Annotated in this window: 19 protein-coding genes; all 19 read right to left on the reverse strand. The window is 39.3% G+C overall.

Annotated features, from left to right (window positions below; translation table 11 throughout):
* Nucleotides 1-31: 31 nt before the first annotated feature.
* Nucleotides 32-610 carry an outer spore coat protein CotE gene (gene cotE / locus AB1H92_RS09500; RefSeq protein WP_243835597.1) on the reverse strand — a complete coding sequence of 193 codons (579 nt, stop codon included), beginning with the start codon at nt 608-610 and terminating at the stop codon, nt 32-34.
* A gap of 115 nt (nt 611-725) precedes the next feature.
* Entirely contained in the window at nt 726-1,160 is a 435-nt protein-coding gene (locus tag AB1H92_RS09505; RefSeq protein WP_115360525.1) for a RicAFT regulatory complex protein RicA family protein, read from the reverse strand.
* A complete protein-coding gene (gene miaB / locus AB1H92_RS09510; protein WP_115360524.1) occupies nt 1,160-2,701 on the reverse strand; it encodes a tRNA (N6-isopentenyl adenosine(37)-C2)-methylthiotransferase MiaB in 1,542 nt (513 codons plus the stop codon). The genes AB1H92_RS09505 and miaB overlap by 1 nt, the downstream gene beginning before the upstream one ends.
* A 238-nt stretch (nt 2,702-2,939) precedes the next feature.
* The gene (locus tag AB1H92_RS09515) at nt 2,940-3,209 is read right to left on the reverse strand and encodes a stage V sporulation protein S (protein ID WP_134268500.1); all 270 of its coding nucleotides are present in this window, start codon (nt 3,207-3,209) and stop codon (nt 2,940-2,942) included.
* Nucleotides 3,210-3,294: 85 nt separating this feature from the next.
* Nucleotides 3,295-4,092 (reverse strand): TIGR00282 family metallophosphoesterase, encoded by a 798-nt coding sequence (locus AB1H92_RS09520; protein ID WP_115360522.1) that lies wholly within the window; start codon nt 4,090-4,092, stop codon nt 3,295-3,297.
* A 118-nt stretch (nt 4,093-4,210) separates the two neighbouring features.
* A complete protein-coding gene (gene rny, locus AB1H92_RS09525) occupies nt 4,211-5,767 on the reverse strand; it encodes a ribonuclease Y (protein WP_115360521.1) in 1,557 nt (518 codons plus the stop codon).
* 304 nt (nt 5,768-6,071) lie between these two features.
* Complete coding sequence (gene recA, locus AB1H92_RS09530) at nt 6,072-7,139, reverse strand: recombinase RecA (RefSeq protein ID WP_115360520.1); 1,068 nt, start codon at nt 7,137-7,139, stop codon at nt 6,072-6,074.
* A gap of 186 nt (nt 7,140-7,325) precedes the next feature.
* Nucleotides 7,326-8,564 (reverse strand): competence/damage-inducible protein A, encoded by a 1,239-nt coding sequence (locus AB1H92_RS09535; RefSeq protein WP_115360519.1) that lies wholly within the window; start codon nt 8,562-8,564, stop codon nt 7,326-7,328.
* Between the two features lie 13 nt (nt 8,565-8,577).
* Nucleotides 8,578-9,156, reverse strand: coding sequence for a CDP-diacylglycerol--glycerol-3-phosphate 3-phosphatidyltransferase (gene pgsA, locus AB1H92_RS09540; RefSeq protein ID WP_115360518.1), 579 nt, complete (start codon nt 9,154-9,156; stop codon nt 8,578-8,580).
* A 231-nt stretch (nt 9,157-9,387) separates the two neighbouring features.
* Entirely contained in the window at nt 9,388-10,275 is an 888-nt protein-coding gene (locus AB1H92_RS09545) for a helix-turn-helix domain-containing protein (protein WP_166739524.1), read from the reverse strand.
* A gap of 16 nt (nt 10,276-10,291) precedes the next feature.
* Nucleotides 10,292-11,128 carry a DUF3388 domain-containing protein gene (locus AB1H92_RS09550; protein ID WP_115360516.1) on the reverse strand — a complete coding sequence of 279 codons (837 nt, stop codon included), beginning with the start codon at nt 11,126-11,128 and terminating at the stop codon, nt 10,292-10,294.
* 106 nt (nt 11,129-11,234) lie between these two features.
* Nucleotides 11,235-11,969, reverse strand: a complete 735-nt coding sequence (ymfI, locus tag AB1H92_RS09555) for an elongation factor P 5-aminopentanone reductase (protein ID WP_115360515.1) — start codon at nt 11,967-11,969, stop codon at nt 11,235-11,237.
* On the reverse strand, nt 11,956-13,263 hold the full coding sequence (gene yfmH, locus AB1H92_RS09560) for an EF-P 5-aminopentanol modification-associated protein YfmH (RefSeq protein WP_115360514.1): 1,308 nt from the start codon (nt 13,261-13,263) through the stop codon (nt 11,956-11,958). Before yfmH ends, ymfI begins: the two co-directional genes overlap by 14 nt.
* Entirely contained in the window at nt 13,256-14,539 is a 1,284-nt protein-coding gene (gene yfmF, locus AB1H92_RS09565; RefSeq protein WP_115360513.1) for an EF-P 5-aminopentanol modification-associated protein YfmF, read from the reverse strand. Before yfmF ends, yfmH begins: the two co-directional genes overlap by 8 nt.
* A 257-nt stretch (nt 14,540-14,796) precedes the next feature.
* Nucleotides 14,797-15,756, reverse strand: a complete 960-nt coding sequence (locus AB1H92_RS09570; protein WP_115360512.1) for an ABC transporter permease — start codon at nt 15,754-15,756, stop codon at nt 14,797-14,799.
* A gap of 1 nt (nt 15,757) precedes the next feature.
* The gene (locus AB1H92_RS09575) at nt 15,758-16,804 is read right to left on the reverse strand and encodes an ABC transporter permease (RefSeq protein ID WP_115360511.1); all 1,047 of its coding nucleotides are present in this window, start codon (nt 16,802-16,804) and stop codon (nt 15,758-15,760) included.
* Complete coding sequence (locus AB1H92_RS09580; RefSeq protein ID WP_115360510.1) at nt 16,794-18,365, reverse strand: ABC transporter ATP-binding protein; 1,572 nt, start codon at nt 18,363-18,365, stop codon at nt 16,794-16,796. The genes AB1H92_RS09575 and AB1H92_RS09580 overlap by 11 nt, the downstream gene beginning before the upstream one ends.
* A gap of 213 nt (nt 18,366-18,578) precedes the next feature.
* The gene (locus AB1H92_RS09585; RefSeq protein ID WP_115360509.1) at nt 18,579-19,655 is read right to left on the reverse strand and encodes a BMP family protein; all 1,077 of its coding nucleotides are present in this window, start codon (nt 19,653-19,655) and stop codon (nt 18,579-18,581) included.
* A gap of 52 nt (nt 19,656-19,707) precedes the next feature.
* A complete protein-coding gene (locus AB1H92_RS09590) occupies nt 19,708-20,433 on the reverse strand; it encodes a GntR family transcriptional regulator (RefSeq protein WP_115360508.1) in 726 nt (241 codons plus the stop codon).
* Between the last annotated feature and the right edge of the window lie 204 nt (nt 20,434-20,637).

Here is a 20,637-nt window from a genome sequence, read left to right on the forward strand (position 1 = left end):
CTCAATGATGGTATGAAAAGTGCAATCCCTCTTAATCTTTTCGACCGTGTCCATGGTGATGATCTTCTTTATGTCCATGGCCGTGTCCTTTACCATGCTCTTGATGTTTACCTTGATGGTCGTGATGATGCCCATGATGATGACTTGATGATTCATCTCGAAGCGGCCATTCCTCTTCAAATGTGTGCGGATGAACGGTCACGCAGATTTTTGTTTCACCGATGACTTCTGCAATCAGTTCACGCTCTACACTAATCACAAATTTCTCACCGCATTTGGAGATAATTGCCTCGGTACAATTCGGATGCTGAATGACATTCACGATTACTTCTTCATGTCTTGACGTCGGTTCATCCCGGTAATGTAATCGAATTCGGTCTTTATACGAAATTGTTTCCGTAAATACCGAAGTTTTAGAATGATTACTGTGGGAATACCAGACGTTCACATCAAATTTTCCAGACACTTCCACGTATTTCCCGACCTTTCTTGCTTGATGGGTGTGGTTAATAACCCAACAACCAAGAATACTTGTCGGTTTGTTTGGCGGGCTTAATGTTTCTTTTGACTCCGTCCGTTGCTTACCTTTCGCGACTACGGCCTTCGTCACAATTTGACGTAGATTCTTCAGTTTTCTTCCTCCTTCATTCGCTTCAATTCATCATATGCGACAGAAGCCCAAGAAGTGAAAAAATCGGCAAGAAATTTTTCTTGCCGACTAAAAATTATTGAAGATGGTCATAAGTTGTGTTTTTTACGTATGATCCTGTTTCGCCACGAAGCAAATCTCCGCCAGTAGATTTAATCACTTCGTTCGTAACGCCATTGGCAATTGTTGTAGATACCAATTGTAGAAGTTCATTGACCTCTCCTTGAGATTGCTTGAATTCTTGAACAATCGGAACCGCATCAATTTCTTTTTCAATGTTTGCGATTTTCTCTTCAATGATATTCAGTGCACGTTCTTTTCCATACTGTTGGAAATTAACAGCTTGTTTTTGTAAAGATTTTAAACTTGAAATGCTTTCACGTACTTTTTGATTTTCGTTAATTTGTGCTTCTGCACGTTTAAAGAAATCAACCTGCTCCGTATTGGCAATCATATTTGCAATTTCATACGCTTTTTCAATGATTTCCTCTTTTGTATATTTCTTCTCCATTAATTTAATACCTCATCTTTCTCCACGACATGTAAAAACTCGCCGTCAAGCGACCATGTTTTGGCCTCTGTTATTTTTACATTCACTAATTTTCCGATAACGGATTTAGGTGCCTTGAAGTTAACAAGTTTATTTTTACGTGTATACCCTGAAAGTACTTCGTCATTTCGTTTACTTTCGCCTTCTACAAGCACTTCAACAACTTGTCCTTCAAATTGTTTCATAGCTTCAGCTGCATATTCATTGACAAGATTATTTAATCGCTGTAAACGTTCTTTTTTGACTTCCATTGGAATATTATCCTTCATTTTTTCTGCAGGCGTGCCGTCTCTTGGCGAATAAATATACGTATATGCCATTTCAAAGCCCACTTCTTTATATAACGTCATCGTTTCTTCAAATTGTTCGTCTGTCTCATTTGGAAAACCAACGATAATGTCTGTCGTCAATGCAACATCTGGAATTGCTTTTCTAATTTTCTCGACAAGTTCAAGATAGCTTTCACGTGTGTAGGCTCTTCCCATTATTTTTAGTATGCTTGAAGAACCTGACTGTACTGGTAAATGAATATGTTCGACGAGATTTCCGCCTTTTGCTAGTACTTCAATCAGTTCATCATCGAAGTCCCACGGGTGACTCGTTGTAAATCGAACCCTAGGGATATCAATACGACGCAAATCAGCCATTAGATCAGCAAGTCGATAGTTTAAATCGTCAAAATCCTTTCCGTATGCGTTTACGTTTTGTCCCAGCAATGTAATTTCTTGATAACCTTGAGCTGCTAAGTGTCTTACTTCTTGAATAATATCTTCTGGTCTTCTACTACGTTCTTTTCCACGGGTAAATGGCACGATACAATATGTACAGAATTTATCGCAGCCGTACATAATATTGACCCAAGCTTTAATATTGCCGAGACGTTTTTTGGGAAGGTTCTCAATAATGTCGCCTTCCTTAGACCAAACTTCAAGAACCATTTCTTTTGACATATATGCTTCATGTATAATGTTTGGCAATCTATGGATATTATGCGTCCCAAAAACCATATCAACTTGGTCATACGTTTGCAAAATTTTATTCACGACTGATTCCTGTTGAGACATACAACCGCAAACCCCGATTAAAATATCTGGGTTACGTTGTTTTAAAGGTTTTAAATGTCCTAGCTCACCAAATACTTTATTCTCCGCATTTTCACGGATCGCACAAGTATTTAATAGGATAATGTTTGCATCTTCAACAGTTGTTGTTGGTTCATAGCCGAGTGCTGTAAAAATGCCCGCCATCACTTCAGTGTCGTGTTCGTTCATTTGACAGCCGTAAGTTCTAATATAGAATTTTCGGCCATTCCCCATACCTTCAAAACGTTCTTCAATTTCAAAGTCATCGAAATAAGAAACTTCCTCTTTACCGCGTCTTCTTGCTTTCTTTAAAGAAGGCGGTGTATAAACAGTTTGAAAGTAATGACTATAATCTTTTTCTTCTTTATTTGCTAAACCTGGTTTTACTTGACCAGTGCTTAAACGTTGTTCTTCATTCATATTTTCGTTCCCCTTTCTTACAGTCCTTCGGGAATTTGTCCGTACTCATTGTACATTATACTGAACTATAGCGCCACTGTAAAAGAAGTGCTTAAGATTGTTGGAGGTTTGTCACATCCCCACAAAAAAGTTTTTCAGTAAAAGTCTATCATTATCAATAAAAAAACTACAAAGGAAAAATTCCTTCGTAGTTTTTTAATGTCTAAAAATATCTTTTACGCAACGCCTTACATTTTAATTATGCTCTCGCTGACTTTTGCACGAGCAATTTTAAAGCCGTGCGCCCCTCACCGTTAATTATTATATCTGTGAAGGCAGGTGCGCATGTTAGATCCGATCCACTGGGTGCTACGAAACCTCTTGCGATAGCGATTGCTTTCACCGCCTGGTTTAATGCGCCTGCTCCAACTGCCTGCATTTCGGCATAGCCTTGTTCCCTGATAACTGCAACAAGTGCGCCAGCAACAGAATTAGGATTTGAGCTTGAAGATACTTTCAATGGGTTCACCATTTTTCCTCCTTATTTTCCGATATCTATGAACGGATTTGTCCATAGAGTATCATATGAATATGAGGAGACTTTTAGACGCAACTCAAACTTCAAACGGTCTGTCTTCATTAATCATAATTCTTTCGACGTGGAGTGCTTTTCCTGTTGCATCATCCAACTCGACAAATAAACCGTTTAATTGATCACGACCTTTTTTAGGTACTTCAAACCGAACTGGTAAATTGGTTTGGAATCGATAAATGACATCTTCTTTTTTCATCCCAAGGATTTCATCATATGGTCCCGTCATACCAACGTCAGTTATATAAGCAGTACCATCTGGTAAAATCCGTTCATCCGCGGTTTGTACATGTGTATGTGTACCAACGACAACAGATGCACGGCCGTTTAAATGCCAACCCATCGCAATTTTTTCACTCGTTGCTTCCGCATGAAAATCAACAAATACAAGTGGTGAAGATTTCTGTGCTTCTTCAATCAATTCTGTTGCTTTAGCAAAAGGATCCCCGTGAGGAGGTAAAAAAGTCCTTCCATGCAAATTAATGACCGATAATGTTACATTATTTTTAGTAATTGTTGTCATCCCTTTACCAGGTGCCTCGTCTGAAAAGTTTGCTGGACGTATTAAATAATCTGTTTCGTCAATAAAATCATAAATCTCTTTATGATCCCAAGTATGATTTCCCATTGTGACAACGTCCACACCGGTTCGTAACAAATCGTCAAAAATACGTTTTGTAATTCCTCTCCCCGCTGCTGCATTCTCTCCATTCGCAATGACAACGTCTGGGCTATACTTCCTCTTTAAACGCGGTAAATAGCGTTCTACGGCTTCACGTCCTGGTGATCCTACGATATCTCCAATAAAAATAATTTTCATAAAAAAACCTCTTTCCTTAAATTTACGACCCTTATGATGCTTTCCCTTAATTCAACGGCTCTATTTCTATATCCAAAAAGAAATGGCTCCCGCTTTACAATGCACGGAAGCCATTCCATTATTTTGCATAATCAACTGCTCGTGTTTCACGAATAACGGTAACTTTAATATGACCGGGATAATCCAATTCTTCTTCAATTCTTTTTCGAATATCTCGTGCGAGTCGATGTGCTGTAATATCATCGATTTGGTCAGGATGAACAATAATCCGTACTTCACGACCTGCTTGAATCGCATAAGATTTCTCAACACCTTCGTAGGATTCTGATATCTCTTCAAGCTTTTGTAATCTACGAATGTAATTTTCAAGTGTTTCACTTCTTGCGCCTGGTCTAGCCGCAGATAAAGCATCCGCTGCTGCGACCAGCACTGCGATGACCGATGTCGCTTCAGTATCTCCGTGATGCGATGCAATACTATTAATGACGACCGGGTGTTCTTTATATTTCGTTGCAAGTTCTACACCAATTTCAACGTGACTGCCTTCGACTTCATGATCTATTGCTTTTCCAATATCATGAAGAAGTCCTGCACGCCTTGCAAGTGTTACATCTTCGCCAAGTTCAGCTGCTAAGAGTCCTGTTAAATAGGCAACTTCCGTTGAGTGTTTCAAGACGTTTTGTCCATAACTCGTACGGAAACGCAATCTACCGAGAATCTTAATGAGATCCGGGTGAAGGTTATGAACCCCGATATCGAACGTTGTCTGCTCTCCAGTTTCCCGAATAAGCTCGTCCACTTCACGTCTCGACTTATCGACCATTTCTTCAATTCTAGCCGGGTGAATTCGACCATCCTGCACCAATTTTTCAAGTGCGAGTCGAGCTGTTTCCCGTCTGACTGGATCAAAGCCCGATAAGACGACTGCTTCCGGTGTATCATCGATAATTAAATCGATTCCGGTTAACGTTTCTAGTGTCCGGATATTACGTCCTTCACGGCCAATAATTCGACCTTTCATTTCATCATTTGGTAAGTTTACTACCGATACGGTTGTTTCAGCAACATGGTCCGCTGCGAATCGTTGCATAGCGACAGAAAGAATTTCGCGCGCTTTCTTATCGGCTTCTTCTTTTGCTTGCAACTCTGACTCTTTCGTCATGACGGCGATATCTGTAGAAAGTTCTTTCTCCACTTCTGTGAGAATAATTTGCTTCGCTTCTTCTCTCGTAAGTGAAGATATTCTTTCAAGTTCCGTCTGTTGAACGTTAACGAGTTCTTCCGCCTTGCGTTCCATTCGTTCAATATGCTGTTGTCGTCCAGTATACGCTTCTTCCTTGCGTTCCAGACTCGCTTCTCTTTTATTGAGCGTATTTTCTTTGCGATCGAGGTTTTCTTCTCTTTGCAAATGACGGTTCTCTTGTTTTTGCAACTCAGCCCGTCGCTCGCGGATTTCAGCCTCCGCATCAAGTCTCAATTTGTGAGTTTCATCCTTCGCTTCCAATAGTGCCTCTCTTTTCATTGCCTCCGCTTCACGTTTTGCCTCTTCGACAATCGCTTCTGCCGAGTGTTTGGCACCTGTCACTTTTGATTCATTCACTTTTCGATTAACAAAATAGAGTACAACGGCACCGACGATGAAACCTAGCAAAGCGGAGATGATGATTTCTAGCATCCTGGTCACCTCCTATTGCTTCTCTTTTCATGTTAGTCGGCTCGTACATCAAATTACAATATACTGCCAAATTTAATTCATTATAGTATACAATTATACACTTTTAATTGTAGCGATGTAAAAATGACATGTCAAGGATTGACAAGCATTGACCTACTTTTATTTAATGATTAATTTCTTTTAACGTGAGCGCAGTTCTTATCCTTGCTTCACTTACTTCTCTAGTGAATCAAATCACTTCTGAGGTTCAGTTGAAAAAAGCTCACCCTCTGAGAGGATGAGCACTAAAAAAACAATTGTACGATTACTTCTTTTTATCTTCTAATAATAGTTCAAGTTCTTCATCTGCTTCATCAACATCATGACCATCAATAATTTCAGCCGCGCCATCAAGACCATAGAATGCTCTGATTTTCTGATCAATTTCTGCCTTAATATCAGGGTTTTCAATTAAAAACTGCTTCGCATTTTCTCTTCCTTGTCCAAGTCTTTCACCTTCATACGAATACCACGCACCGCTCTTTTGAACGACTTCTGTTTCTGCACCAAGGTCGATAATTTCGCCTTCTTGCGAAATACCCTGTCCATACATAATATCGACTTCTGCCGTGCGGAACGGAGGCGCAACTTTATTTTTCACAACTCGAATACGCGTTTTGTTCCCGACAATATCTGTACCTTGTTTAATCGCTTCTCCTCGACGAACGTCGATACGAACAGAAGAGTAAAACTTTAACGCACGGCCACCCGGTGTAACTTCCGGACTCCCAAACATAACGCCGACTTTTTCACGAATCTGGTTAATAAAAATAGCGTTTGTTCTTGACTTGTTAATTGCACCAGATAACTTACGAAGTGCCTGTGACATGAGACGAGCCTGTAGACCAACATGGGAATCCCCCATCTCGCCTTCTATCTCAGCTTTTGGTACAAGTGCAGCAACTGAGTCAACAACAATAATATCAATTGCACCACTACGTACTAATGCCTCACAAATTTCAAGGGCCTGCTCCCCCGTATCCGGCTGCGAAAGTAACAACTCGTCAATATTAACGCCAAGTTTCTTAGCATACTCCGGATCTAGCGCATGCTCTGCATCGATGAATGCGGCTGACCCACCTTCTGCCTGTGCAGCGGCAATCGCATGAAGTGCAACTGTCGTTTTACCTGAACTCTCAGGACCATATATTTCAACAACACGTCCACGTGGGTATCCGCCCACCCCTAGTGCAAGGTCTAATGCAAGTGAACCACTTGAAACAGTTGAAATTTTACGATCTGTTTGTTCGCCAAGTTTCATGACGGAACCTTTTCCAAACTGTTTTTCAATATCTTTTAACGCTTTATCTAAAGCGGCTTTGCGATCGCTCAAATTTATTTCCTCCCTAAGTTCATCCTCGTTTTATTTCTAAACTAATTATACCTCTTTATTCTTAAATACACAACAAAAATGCGAACATCTATTCGAAAACATTTAGAAAATGGCATTTTCGTCGAAGAATTCATGTTAATATGCATTTTTCATTGCGAATAGACATGAAAAATAATAACTTTCTTCCTACTTAGTTAACAGCTTGATTAGATAATACAAAGCAAATCTTGCCGTTCGGTGACGATTGGCATTTCTTGAACCTGAAAGTAATAGCTTATACGTCATTGGAACCCGATTAGGTAACGCTATCCCGATCCAGACTGTTCCTGCCGGTTCACCATCATGTGGTGTTGGACCAGCTGCACCTGTTATTCCGATACCAATATTCGTATTAAACTTCTCTTGAACTTTTAATGCCAATGAAGCAGCACATTCACTACTGACAATTCCATGTTCTTCCAATAGTTTTTTGTCCACACCAAGTTGTTCAACTTTTGCTTCTTCATTATAAACGACGAGACCGCCTGCCAATGCTGAACTGACCCCTGGCTCTTTCGCTAACTCTGCTAGAAAGAGACCCGCTGTTAAGCTTTCAGCAGCTGCTAATGTATAACCATGTGATTGAAGCAATTCTAATGCTTTTGAGGATAATGTATCCTCATCCGTTCCAAAAATAAATTCGCCGACAATGGCGCGTATTTCTTGTTCAATTGGCGCAATCATTTTATGCGCATCTTCAATTGTCGCCGCTTTCGCAGTAATCCTAAGCGTGACGGCATCTGCCGTTGCTAGCGGAGCAATGGTTGGATTTGATTGTTTATCTAACAGTGGTTGGATACGATGTTCCAATTCTGCTTCACCAATTCCATAAAACTTCAAAACATGAGAAGTAATAATTTCTCTTTCTCCACTTTGTTCTAGTAAGTAAGGAATCGCTTCATCGACAATCATTGGCTCCATTTCATGGGGTGGCCCAGGTACGAGTATGTAATGTTTCCCATTATTTTCAACAGCCATGCCAGGCGCCATGCCAGTGCGATTATTTAGTACTGTGCTCCCATTAAAAACAAGTGCCTGTTTTTTATTATTCTCTGTCATAGTTCGTTTACTTCGTATAAAATACTGTTCAATATAAGTAAGCGCCTCTTTATCGCTTACAAGCTCCAAGCCAATATGAGCAGCAATGGTCTCTTTTGTCATATCATCTTTTGTCGGTCCAAGTCCGCCTGAAAAGATTAAGACATCCGCACGTTTTTCAGCAATTTCTATTGCTTCTTTTAACCGGATAGGATTATCCCCAACAACTGTATGATAATAAACATCTGCGCCAATCTCAGCTAGACGTGCTGAAATAAAAGCAGCATTTGTATTCGTAATTTGACCGAGCAATAATTCAGAACCAACTGCTATAACTTCAACTTTCATCACACTATCTCCCTTACATAGAGTCGAGTAACACTCTTCTATTTTTATAAAAATAGTCTACCCCTGACCAAACAGTAAATATCAGTGCAATATAAAGCATAATCATGCCGAAAGGAAAGCCAATTGAGCTAAAGAAAATGTTATTTAAGAGTAAGGATGCGATCGCAATAATTTGTGCAGTTGTTTTAATCTTACCTAGTTGATTCGCAGCGACAACTTCTCCGCCACCAGCTAAAATAAGACGTAGTCCAGTCACAGCAAATTCACGACTAATAATTACGATTACAATCCATGAAGGGGCAGAACCGAGTTCAACAAGTATAATGAGCGCTGCCGCTACGAGTAGTTTATCAGCCAATGGATCTAGAAACTTCCCCATATTTGTCACTAAATTATGCTTTCGGGCAATATAGCCATCGAGCCAATCTGTTAATGAAGCAACAATAAATATAAGCCCTCCAATGAAATGTGCTACTTCAATGGTTGTGCCGAGTAGCGCTATCGTTCCAAATTCAAAATCGACTAACATAAAAACCATAAAAATCGGTATGAGAATAATTCTAGATATTGTAATTTTATTTGGTAAATTCAAGTGGTACACCTTTCCTTTCAAAAAAAGATCATTGTCATATTTAACATTGTGCTTATTGAGATCTATTTTAATAATAGACTCAGGCAGCAAAAACCAAACCTTACTAGCCTTTAATAAATTTAAGCATTCACCTATATAAATGATGCCTAGTACTTTAAATAAACGCATAAAACAACTGTAGACAAAGTCAACGAACTTTGTCTACAGTTTAGATTACGAGAACAACCCCAATTATTCCTTATTGTATTCGATAATAATATTTTGTGGGACTGTATCGGATGCATACTCAAGTAATTCGCCATTCACGTAAATCTCGGTTTCTGTAGGACGACCAACGCGAATACGAATTTGCTCTGTGTCTGTCACATCTACCTCAACTTTTTCTCCCGCTTGCATAATTCTTGCACCCGGCGTTCTTTCTGTCCGATTTTCGTCTGTCACGCCAATCCATGAAGGCCCGTTTGTGCGAATTTCAAGTTGGAATTCTTCACTATTTTCAAGTGAATATGTAGAATTTTCTCCTGCCACATTAATGTTTTCCAGTTTTTGTTGTTTCTCAACTTCATCTACTTCGTCTACTTCATCTACTTTGTCTGATTCATCTTCCACTTTTGCGTCATCATTCGTTTCTTCGGTGTGGCCCATTTGTGCCCCATTGTTAGAATTAGGTTGATCCTCGACCTGAATCGGATCTTCAGAACCAATTGGAACTTCTGAAGGATTTGACACATTATGTTTCCAAAGGAATGTAATGACTAAGATGATGACAATAATAAAAAGCGCAACAATAATTTTCGGCATAATTTCACTGAGTTGACTTGAATGTCGCGAACGCCTTCTTGTAAGTGTCGGGGATGTAAGTTGTTGCTCTTCTTCAGCCTCAACTGTTTCAGCACTCCCTTTATATAAAGAGAGCATTTCGTCTGCATCTAATCCAACTGCCTCCGCATATTGTTTAATAAATGCACGCACATAAAATGAACCAGGCATTGAACTAAATTCTTCATTTTCAATACCAGCTAAATATCTTTTTTGTATTTTCGTTATTCCTTGCAAATCATCTAGCGTATAGCCTTTTGCTTTTCTCGCCTCTTTAAGACGGTCACCAAGTCCGGTCACCCATAACACCTGCCTATCAAAGGTTAAAGATGTCGAATCCCCCCATTAATCCGTGATTGGACATCATGTGGTTTTTCTCCATCATTTCGTATGTAATTTCTTGATCGTGGTCTGTTCTAAGTTCAATTATATAATCGAAATCTTCGATACTGTATTCCGAATGTTGAACAAAAATATCTGGATGTTCAACCACTTTTATGGCTGGAATACGCATCATTTCACGGACCAGTTGTAAATGTCTTTCATCTGCCTCTTTCCTTGAGACAATGCCATCTAAAATAAAAATATTGTCTTTTGAAAACTCATCGCCTGCCAACGTCTTTCGAATGGTTTGCTTAATCATTGTGGAAGAAAGAAATATCCATTTTTTGTTAGCGCATACGCTAGCAGCAACAACGGATTCGGTTTTGCCAACGCGTGGCATTCCTCTAATACCAATTAATTTATGACCCTCTTCTTTAAAAAGCTCTGCCATAAAATCAACTAAGATTCCAAGTTCACTACGCAAAAACCTAAACGTCTTCTTATTGTCCGTGTCTTTTAAGATGTATCGACCGTGTCGAACAGCTAAGATATCGCTTAATTTCGGTTCGCGTATTTTTTTGATTTGAATCGTATCCATAGTGGATGCGATTAATTCAAAACGGGCGATTTGCGCATCGTCATCCGTCCTTAATAATAAACCACGACGAACACCACCATCAATTTGCTCGGGATTTCTACCATCTACGTTAGCATCCACGCTATTAATTGTCGTAATATTAACACGCAACATGCCAAGTAGTGATGCAATATCTCCGAGTAACCCTGGACGATTAACTTGAATTTCGTATTCGAGATACCAATTCCCCATTCGAAACACCCTTTCCGCTATTAGTAGGACGTTCAAAAATCAACTTAGTTCCATAATAACGGATATAACTCCTTAAGAAAAGGAAAGATATAAGATGCGGTAAAAACTAGATGTACCAACCGCCGTTTAACTTCAAAATTTCTCCCGTCATATAATCTGCTTTTCCACTTAATAAAAAATCAACGAGGTCTGCCACATGTTGGGGTGTACCTGTCGTTAGTAGCGGAATTTCTTGCATAATCATTTCTTTCTCATCTTCTGGTATACAATCGTTCATTCTTGTTTCAATCCATCCCGGCGCAATGGCATTGACACGTATACCTGCATAAGACGCTTCTTTGGCATAGGCTTTCACAAAGGCATGTTGAGCACCTTTAACAGCAGAATACATAACTTCGCCCGCTGCTCCTGTATTCCCCCAAATTGAACCGATAAACACAATATAAGATTCTGTGAACTTTCTTAAGCGTGCAGAAAGAAGGCTTACTAACTGTGCGGGGTTTTGAACATGAACCCTCCATAGTGCCTCCATATCTGCGGTCGTTGTCTCCGTTAGCAACTTATTCATCGATTGACCGTTGGCGATAACGATAGCCCTTGCTTGCTGGACCTGATGGGCTACTTGATTGGCGCCCTCTTCAAATAAAAAATTCCCTTGAACAAGTAGAAATTCAAGCTGAGGATAGCGTTCTGCTAGCTCTGACCGAAGTTTCTTCGCTTCCTCAATTCGTTCATTAAAGTGAATATAAATTGACCAACCACTCTTAGCAAGTTGGTGGCAAATGGCTTGGCCAATGCCACCAGTTGCGCCAAGAACGAGCACATAATTATTTTGCTTCATTGGATTGCTCAGCCGGAATCACTTTGAATACAGTATGGCCTTCTGTTGCGCTTAATGTTGAGAAAGCATCTTTTAAATGTGTCAGCGTCATTTTTTCAAGGGTAGGAACGACATCAAATAAGTCCATCTCATTAAATTTATAGCGCGTAAATTGATTCGCGATAAATTCTATCGAATTCAGTGAACGCATAAATTGTCCGATTTTTCGCTTACGAACTCTTTCCAACTCTTCTTCAGTTACCGCCCATGAAGTCGTTGCATCTTCAATTGTTTTTCGGATTTTTGCTTCTAATGCATCTGGATTTTCAGTATCAGAAACAATCATCGCAAATCCAAAACCATGTTCTTGAGAAAAGCTATAAGAATAAGACTCATCAATTAGTCCATCTTCATAAGACTCTTCAAAGAATGAGGAAGAACGTCCGAATAAAATATCTAATAACAAATCTACCGCTAATTCTTGTGTGAGCATTTCTTTACCCGAGATGTTCGTATTTGTACATTTCATCCCAAAGCTAAGTTTTGGTTTCGTAACATCCATTTCAAGCGTTCGTTCAGCAATCGCTGCAGTATTTGGCTCTTCTGGGAAGTTACGAACAATTTCTGATGGTTTGTCAAAAGTTTTTTTCGATTGGTTCTCTTTAATAAAAGTCATCATTTCTTCCGGCTCTACAGCACCAACAACAAATAACACCATATTTGATGGGTGGTAGAAGGTTTCGTAACATTCATATAAATGGGCAGCTGTTATCTTATCAATTGACTCAATCGTTCCTGCAATATCTATCTTCACCGGATGATTGTGATATAGATTTTCAATCGCTCCGAAATACAATCGCCAGTCTGGTAAATCGTCATACATTGTAATTTCCTGACCAATAATTCCTTTTTCTTTTTCCACAGTTTCTTCAGTAAAATACGGTTCTTGTACAAAATCTAGAAGCACTTCCGTATTATCGTATACTTTATCTGTAGCGGAGAAAAGGTAGGCAGTCCTCGTAAACGATGTGAAGGCATTTGCAGAGCCTCCGAGTACACTAAATTTCTGGAAAATGTCCCCTTCTTCTTTTTCAAACATCTTATGTTCTAAGAAATGAGCAATTCCATCTGGAACAGTTACTGCTTCTTCTTTCCCGTGAGGAATAAAAGTCCGATCAACAGAGCCATATTTCGTCGTAAATGTAACGAAAGTTTTTGAAAAACCTTTTTTCGGTAAAATGTATACATCAAGACCATTCTCCAAAGTTTCATTGTATAAGGTTTCCTGTAAGTTTTCAAAGTGTATTTTATTCATTCGAAGCCGTCTCCTTTCCCGATAGCAAATAAATAATTTCTAATTGAATAGTCGATGCCATCTCTTTCACATCATCTTTGGTGACAGCTTCCCATGCTTTTATTAAAGTATCTGCTGTAAAGTTTTCATCGAGTTCTTTATATTGATCAAATACTTCTATTTGCCCTCGAGCAGAGTCGAATGTGCTCGTAATACTATTCGTCAGCAAAGCTTTCGTTTGTTCCATTTCAAGGTCTGTAATTTCTCCGTTTTGCAATGCGCTCAATTGCTCTTTGATCAGTGTTACAGCTTTTTCTTCTAGCTCTGCATCAATTCCAGCCATTACATAAAGATATCCATAATGTGAAGAATAAGAACTGGAAGCGTAATAAGCCATACTTTCTTTTTCACGTACATTCATAAATAATTTACTATGGGCAAAACCACCAAAAACGCCGTTTGTAACTTGCATCTTTGAATAATCTGGATGATGAAACCCAACTGGTGTACTAAAAGCTAAATGAAGTTTCCCTTGCTTCATCTCTTGTTTTTCTCGTACATGCTGAACATCGCCACTTGCCTTATGCTCGTCTGTTTTGAAAGCTTGTTGTTGACGGCTAGGACGCGCTTTAAATGGTAATAACTCTTTCAGCTTTTGAGCAATTTCTTGTTCATCGATGTTTCCAACGACATAAATATCAATGATATCATTTGCGATCATCGATTCATATGCTTGCAATAGAGTTTCTGCTGTAATCGCTTGAACGGCTTGTTCAGTCCCATCCGAACTAGTAGAAACCGGGCTATTTGGACGTAAATTTTCAAGCATTCTTTTTTGTGCATAGCTTGTCTTATTATCATATTGAGAACGAATTCGTTCAGTTACTGAACGTTTCTCTCGAGCGACGATTTTTTGATCAAATTCGCCATTTACTAAATTTGGGTTGAAGATAACTGTTTGAATAAGTTCCAGCGTTTCACCTAATACATAAGAGTCGTTTATATATTCATCATTTACACAATCTACGTTAAGTGTAATCATATGGGTCGCGCCGCGTTTGGCAGTGTCTGTGTATAGTACAGTTCCGTACAAATCATCTAGCTTCTTTCGTAATTCGCCTTGAGTTCGGTACTTAGCGTTAGAGTCCTGCAAGACATTTGCAAGTACTGCACGTGCAGCTGCTTTTTCTTCCGTTAATTCGCTTTTCCATTTGATTGAAAAACTAACTGTTTTAAATTGCTCAGATTTACGCGTATATAAGGTAACGCCTTGTTCAATTTGACTTTTAGTAAACATATTTAGCACCTCTGTTTTTGTTAATATGCTGCATCTTACATTCACTATACATTTCACGTTATGCAACTTGCAAATAACTGGTGAAGTTTTTCGTAATTATTAATCCACTCGTCAATTCACTTATGAAAATAAAGAGGAAATACTTTTCGCGTATCCATAAATTACATTGGATCAACTTAATGTTTCCCAACAATCATATGCATAAAAAAGCTGCCTGAAGTGCATTTGAAATGACTTCTTAGGCAGCTTTCGTATGATTAACGTTGCCCCTTAATATAAGGTTGACCGATTGCTTTCGGTGCATTTGCTCTACCGATAAATCCTGCAAGTGCAAGTATCGTTAACACATACGGTAAAATATGAAGATACACTGTTGGAACATCTTGGATATAAGGAATTTTTGAAGCACTAATGGCTAATGCTTGGGCAAAGCCGAAGAATAATGCCGCTCCCATCGCGCCAATTGGATGCCACTTCCCAAAAATCAACGCAGCAAGTGCCATAAATCCTTGACCATTAATGGTTGCATGTCCAAAGTCATTTGTTGTCGTAATTGCATAGACCGCACCACCAATTCCTGCAAGTGCACCTGAAATCACAACTGCGATATAACGTGTTTTCGTCACGTTAATCCCCATTGTATCTGCCGCCATTGGATGTTCACCAACTGAGCGAAGTCGTAAACCAAATGGCGTCTTATATATAACAAACCAAGCGAATAGTGCCACGACAATTGCCAATATTGATGACCCATAAACAGATTTAAAAAACATCGGACCAATGAACGGAATATCTTGCAAAATCGGCACATCAAATCTTGGGATTTTCTTTTGAATTAAATCTGTTTGCCCTTTTCCAAAAATCATTTTTACAGAGAAAAGCGCAATTGCAATCCCTAGCATATTAATGGCGACACCCGAAACAACTTGATCTGCACGGAATGATATAGAAGCAACCGCATGCAGAAGTGAGAAAACTGCAGAAACGGCCATGGCCACTAATAGTGCGATCCAAGGCGTCCAAGATCCGAAAGTATCTGCGTACAACAAGTTAAACAAAATTCCGATGAAAGCCCCCATCACCATGAGACCTTCTAAACCAATATTTACAACACCTGAGCGCTCAGAAAAGACACCGCCGATCGCTGTAAAGATTAACGGAGCAGCATACGCGATGGTTGCTGGAACGATAAAATATAATAAATCAAGAAAACTCATCTTACTTCGCCTCCTTTTTCTTATTCATTCGGTTTAATAAAACCCGTATGATATAGCCGGATGCGACAAAGAAAATAATGAGTGCAATGACAATTGAAACAATTTCTACTGGTACACCAGCAGCGTTTGGCATGTTATTAGCTCCGTATTTCAAAGAACCAAATAGCGTAGCACCGAAAATAACACCCAGCGGCGTATTAGCGCCTAAAAGGGCAACCGCAATGCCGTCAAATCCAATACCAGTAAAACCGCCCATTTTAGAAATATTTCCAAATGTACCGAGTGCTTCCATTGCTCCGCCAAGTCCAGCGAATGCACCTGAAATCACCATGGACAGTACAATGTTTTTATTTACATTCATCCCCGCATACTGCGATGCATGGTCATTAAATCCAACCGCTTTTAACTCATAGCCTGTCCTTGTCTTTTCAAGAATAAACCACATGACAACAACCATGAGCAATGCAATGAGGATTCCATAATGCAAAGTTGAAAAGTCCGTTAAGTTGGACAAAAACTCAGAACGCAGCGATGCGGTCTTCTGAATTCTGTCGATTTTATAACTGCCGTCTGAAACTGTAGTGATCAGCGCATTGACAGTATGCAATGCGATATAGTTCATCATAATCGTTACGATAACTTCATGGACACGTAAAGTCGCCTTCAGTATACCTGGTATAAGCCCCCACAATGCACCCGCAGCAGCAGCAGCTAGCAATGCTAAAGGCAAATGAATAAATGCCGGCAATTCAAAAGCCATTCCAACATACGCAGCAGCAAACCAACCGACAATTAGTTGCCCTTCTACCCCGATATTAAATAGACCTGTTCGGAAAGCAAATGCGACCGCTAACCCAGCAAGGATATATGGGCTAATTTGACGAATCGTTTCTCCAATAGAATAGGAGCTACCGAATATACCATGCCATAACGCAATATATCCGTTAATGGCATCATAACCACTCATCCACATGACAATCGCCCCGACAAATAAACCGAGAATAATTGAGATGATTGGTACTAGTATTTTTAAAACTCTATTTGACATCGTGATTGTCACCTTCTTTCAATATGACTTCATCATCAACGGTGACCATTTCATCTTTTGAATGACCTGCCATAAGAAGTCCAAGCTCTTGCTCATCCGTCTCATTTTGATTGACGACATCGATAATTTGTCCATCATAAATCACTGCAATGCGATCTGATACATTCATGATTTCATCGAGTTCAAAAGAAATTAATAAGACCGCTTTTCCTCTATCGCGCTGTTCTATTAATCTTTTATGAATAAATTCAATGGCACCAACGTCCAATCCACGTGTTGGAAGCGCAGCAATAAGCAGCTCCGGGTCACGATCAATTTCGCGGCCAATAATTAATTTTTGTTGATTACCTCCAGATAATGAACGTGCTAAAGCATGTTCACCTTGGGTCCGCACGTCATACGCTTCAATTAGTTCGCGCGCTTTTTTAGAAATCAGTTTAAAATCCATAATTCCTTTTTTGGAAATCGGTTTTTGATAATACGTTTGTAATACAGCGTTATAACCAACTGTAAAATCTAACACAAGTCCGTGCTTATGCCTATCTTGTGGAATATGTCCAATTCCTGTTTCCGTAATTTCTCGAGGTTTTTTATTCGTCACATTTTCATTGTTTATCGTAATGTTACCGCTCTTCACTTTTTGAAGACCAGTAATGGCTTCGATTAACTCGGATTGGCCATTGCCATCAATGCCGGCAAGCCCTACAATTTCACCACGTCTAACAGACAGATTTAGCTTTTTCACTTTCTCGATGCCTCGAGCATCTTCTACGACAAGTTCTTCAATTTTCAATACTTCATCTTTTGGATTGGCAGGTACTTTTTCAGTTTTAAAAGAAACTTGACGCCCCACCATTAATGTCGCTAATTCTTCAGGATTCGTTTCAGACGTGTTAACCGTACCAATACCTTCTCCTTTTCGAATGACCGTCACCCGATCAGAGACATCCATAATTTCTTGCAATTTATGGGTAATGATAATTATAGATTTGTCTTCCTCAATGAGCTTCTTCATTATTTGAATTAACTCACTAATTTCCTGAGGGGTTAACGATGCTGTCGGCTCATCAAAAATTAAAATTTCAGCCCCACGATATAGCGTTTTTAGTATCTCAACACGTTGTTGCATACCAACTGAAATATCTTCTATTTTTGCATAAGGATCGACATTTAACCCATATAACTTAGAGATTTCTTCTACTTTTTTAGCGGCCCCAACAATGTCAATGACGCCTCTTTTTTTCGGTTCATTTCCTAAAATAATATTTTCTGTCACCGTAAAGTTTTCAACGAGCATAAAGTGCTGATGCACCATTCCTATCCCTAAATTATTAGCGATATTTGGGTTAGAGATATTGACTTTTTTTCCGTGGACACGGATTTCTCCAGCTTCAGGTTGATATAGGCCGAAAAGAATATTCATTAAGGTAGATTTCCCTGCGCCATTTTCACCTAGTAATGCGTGAATCTCACCTTTTTTTAATTGCAAATTAATGTTATTATTTGCAACGAATTTTCCAAATTCTTTTCGAATGCCTAGCATTTCTATTACATACTCCAATGAGTTCACTCCCTTACACCTATGTTTTAATTCTTTTAGACTATTTTTATAAAGATAAATTAATACAAGAAAGACTTTCAATCTATGAAAATCTTTCCTCTATTAGTTTAATTCAGAGGTACCATTCGTCATAAGAAGAATATTCCCACACTTACTTCATAAATAAAGACCGGAACAAGCCCGGTCTTTATAAAATCACATCAAGCCATTCAATTATTTCTTTTTACGCTCAGTTGGCACTTCTATTTCGCCATTAGAGATTTTCTCGATGTACTCTTGAATTTTTGCGTCGATATCTTCAGGAATTGCTCCACGAGAATCAGCTAAACCAACACGCTCTTCTTTTACGCCGTAAACAATTGTTTCGCCGCCTGGGAACTCACCTTTTTTCGCTAGTTCTGAAACGTCAACAACAGAAGCATCTACACGCTTAAGCGCAGATGTTAATGTAACGTTCTGATCGCCAACTTGACCTTCGTCAAATTGGTCAGAGTCTACACCAATCACCCAAACATTTGCATTTGGATCTGCTTGCTTACGCTCTTTTGCTTCCGCAAATACACCGTTTCCTGTCGCACCAGCCGCATGGAAAATAATATCCACACCAGATGCATACATGAGGTTTGCAGTTGCTTTACCAAGTTCCGCTTTATCAAATGCGCCTGTATATTCAACGTCTACTGATACATCAGGGTTAACTGATTCAACACCAGCTACAAATCCTGCTTCAAAACGTTCAACAACTGGAATATCCATTCCACCAACAAAGCCAACTTTATTCGACTCTGTCATAAGCGCTGCAGCAACTCCTGCTAAAAATCCTGCTTCTTCATCTTTAAAAAGAATGCTTGCAACGTTTGGTTGCTCTACAACACCATCAATAATCGCAAAATTTGTATCCGGACGTTGCTCAGCAATTTCGTCAATCGCGTCGACAATAATAAAGCCAACGCCGAAAATTAAATCAAAATCACGCTGTACAAGTTTGTTTAGGTTTGGAATATAGTCTGTATCGTCGTTGGATTGTAAGTAGTCAAATCCACCGTCTCCTCTTTCCATATTGTTATCCGCACCAAACTGTTGAATTCCTTCCCAAGCTGACTGGTTGAACGACTTATCGTCAATCCCTCCAAAGTCTGTTACCATGGCAACCGTGAATTCAGATGCTTCGTTCGAAGAACCTTCATTGCTCTTGCCTTCATCTTGACCTTTATTCGAGCCACATGCTGCTAGAAAAACGCTTACAACAAGCAACATTGCCAATAAAAGGTTAAATCTACGCTTTTGCATTACAAATAGACCTCCCTATTTTTCTTATATATTAGTAGGACGCTGCTGCGTCTTATACCCTTTTACGTACTACGTGAAAACTAAACTTATCGGCTCTGAAATAATTTTTCGAATATAGAACCATCTCACCGTCATCACTGTAATGTTTTTGTGTCAATGCCAACAGCGGGATATCGATACCGCATCTTAATAGTGCGGAGGCTTCTTCATCGTATCCAATTGGCTCGATTTGTGCCACTGCTTGTGTAATCCGAATATTTCCAGATTGTTCAATAGCGTCAAATATCGAAGTTTTCAAAAGTTCATCAGCACCCACCGGAAAGTTTCTCGCCAGCACTTGATCGATACAAAATACGACTGGTTGCCCATCTGCAGTTCTCAAACGTTTAATTGTCATGACTTTGTCAGTTTCTCCATAATTAAATCGCTTGATACTAGTATCCGTGACATCTGATTCAGAAACATCCATAAAGATTGTTCCTGGCTCCATTCCAGCCTGTTGAATCATCGTCGTCACGCTAGTTAACTCTTCAATCCCCGATGTAAACAATGGTTTAGGATTCACGAAAGTACCGACACCGTGCTTCCGTTCGACGATTTTCTCACTTTCTAAAACTTGAAGCGCTTTCCGTAATATCGCAAGACTAACGCCTAAACTTTTTGCAAGCTGAAATTCGGAAGGGAATCGTTCGTTTGCCTTAATCACACCTGATTCAATGTCTTGTTTTAATCGTTCAACTACATGTAAGTATAATTGTTCATGTTCTTCCTTCCCCATTCTTACATCACCACCTTCTAACGAATAAACCGTTAATAACTTCTGCGTTCTTATTCAATTTCACTATACCACTTTCGACTCATAAAATAAACACACATCTAATGATTCTATTATTCGGAAATTATCGAAGGATATGAAGTTTTAGCTTTATCAACCAATCCCTTATCGTCTTATCATCGCCACTTATATCTTGAATTTTTTGTT

It is taken from the genome of Sporosarcina pasteurii, from assembly GCF_041295575.1.
Classification (GTDB): domain Bacteria; phylum Bacillota; class Bacilli; order Bacillales_A; family Planococcaceae; genus Sporosarcina; species Sporosarcina pasteurii.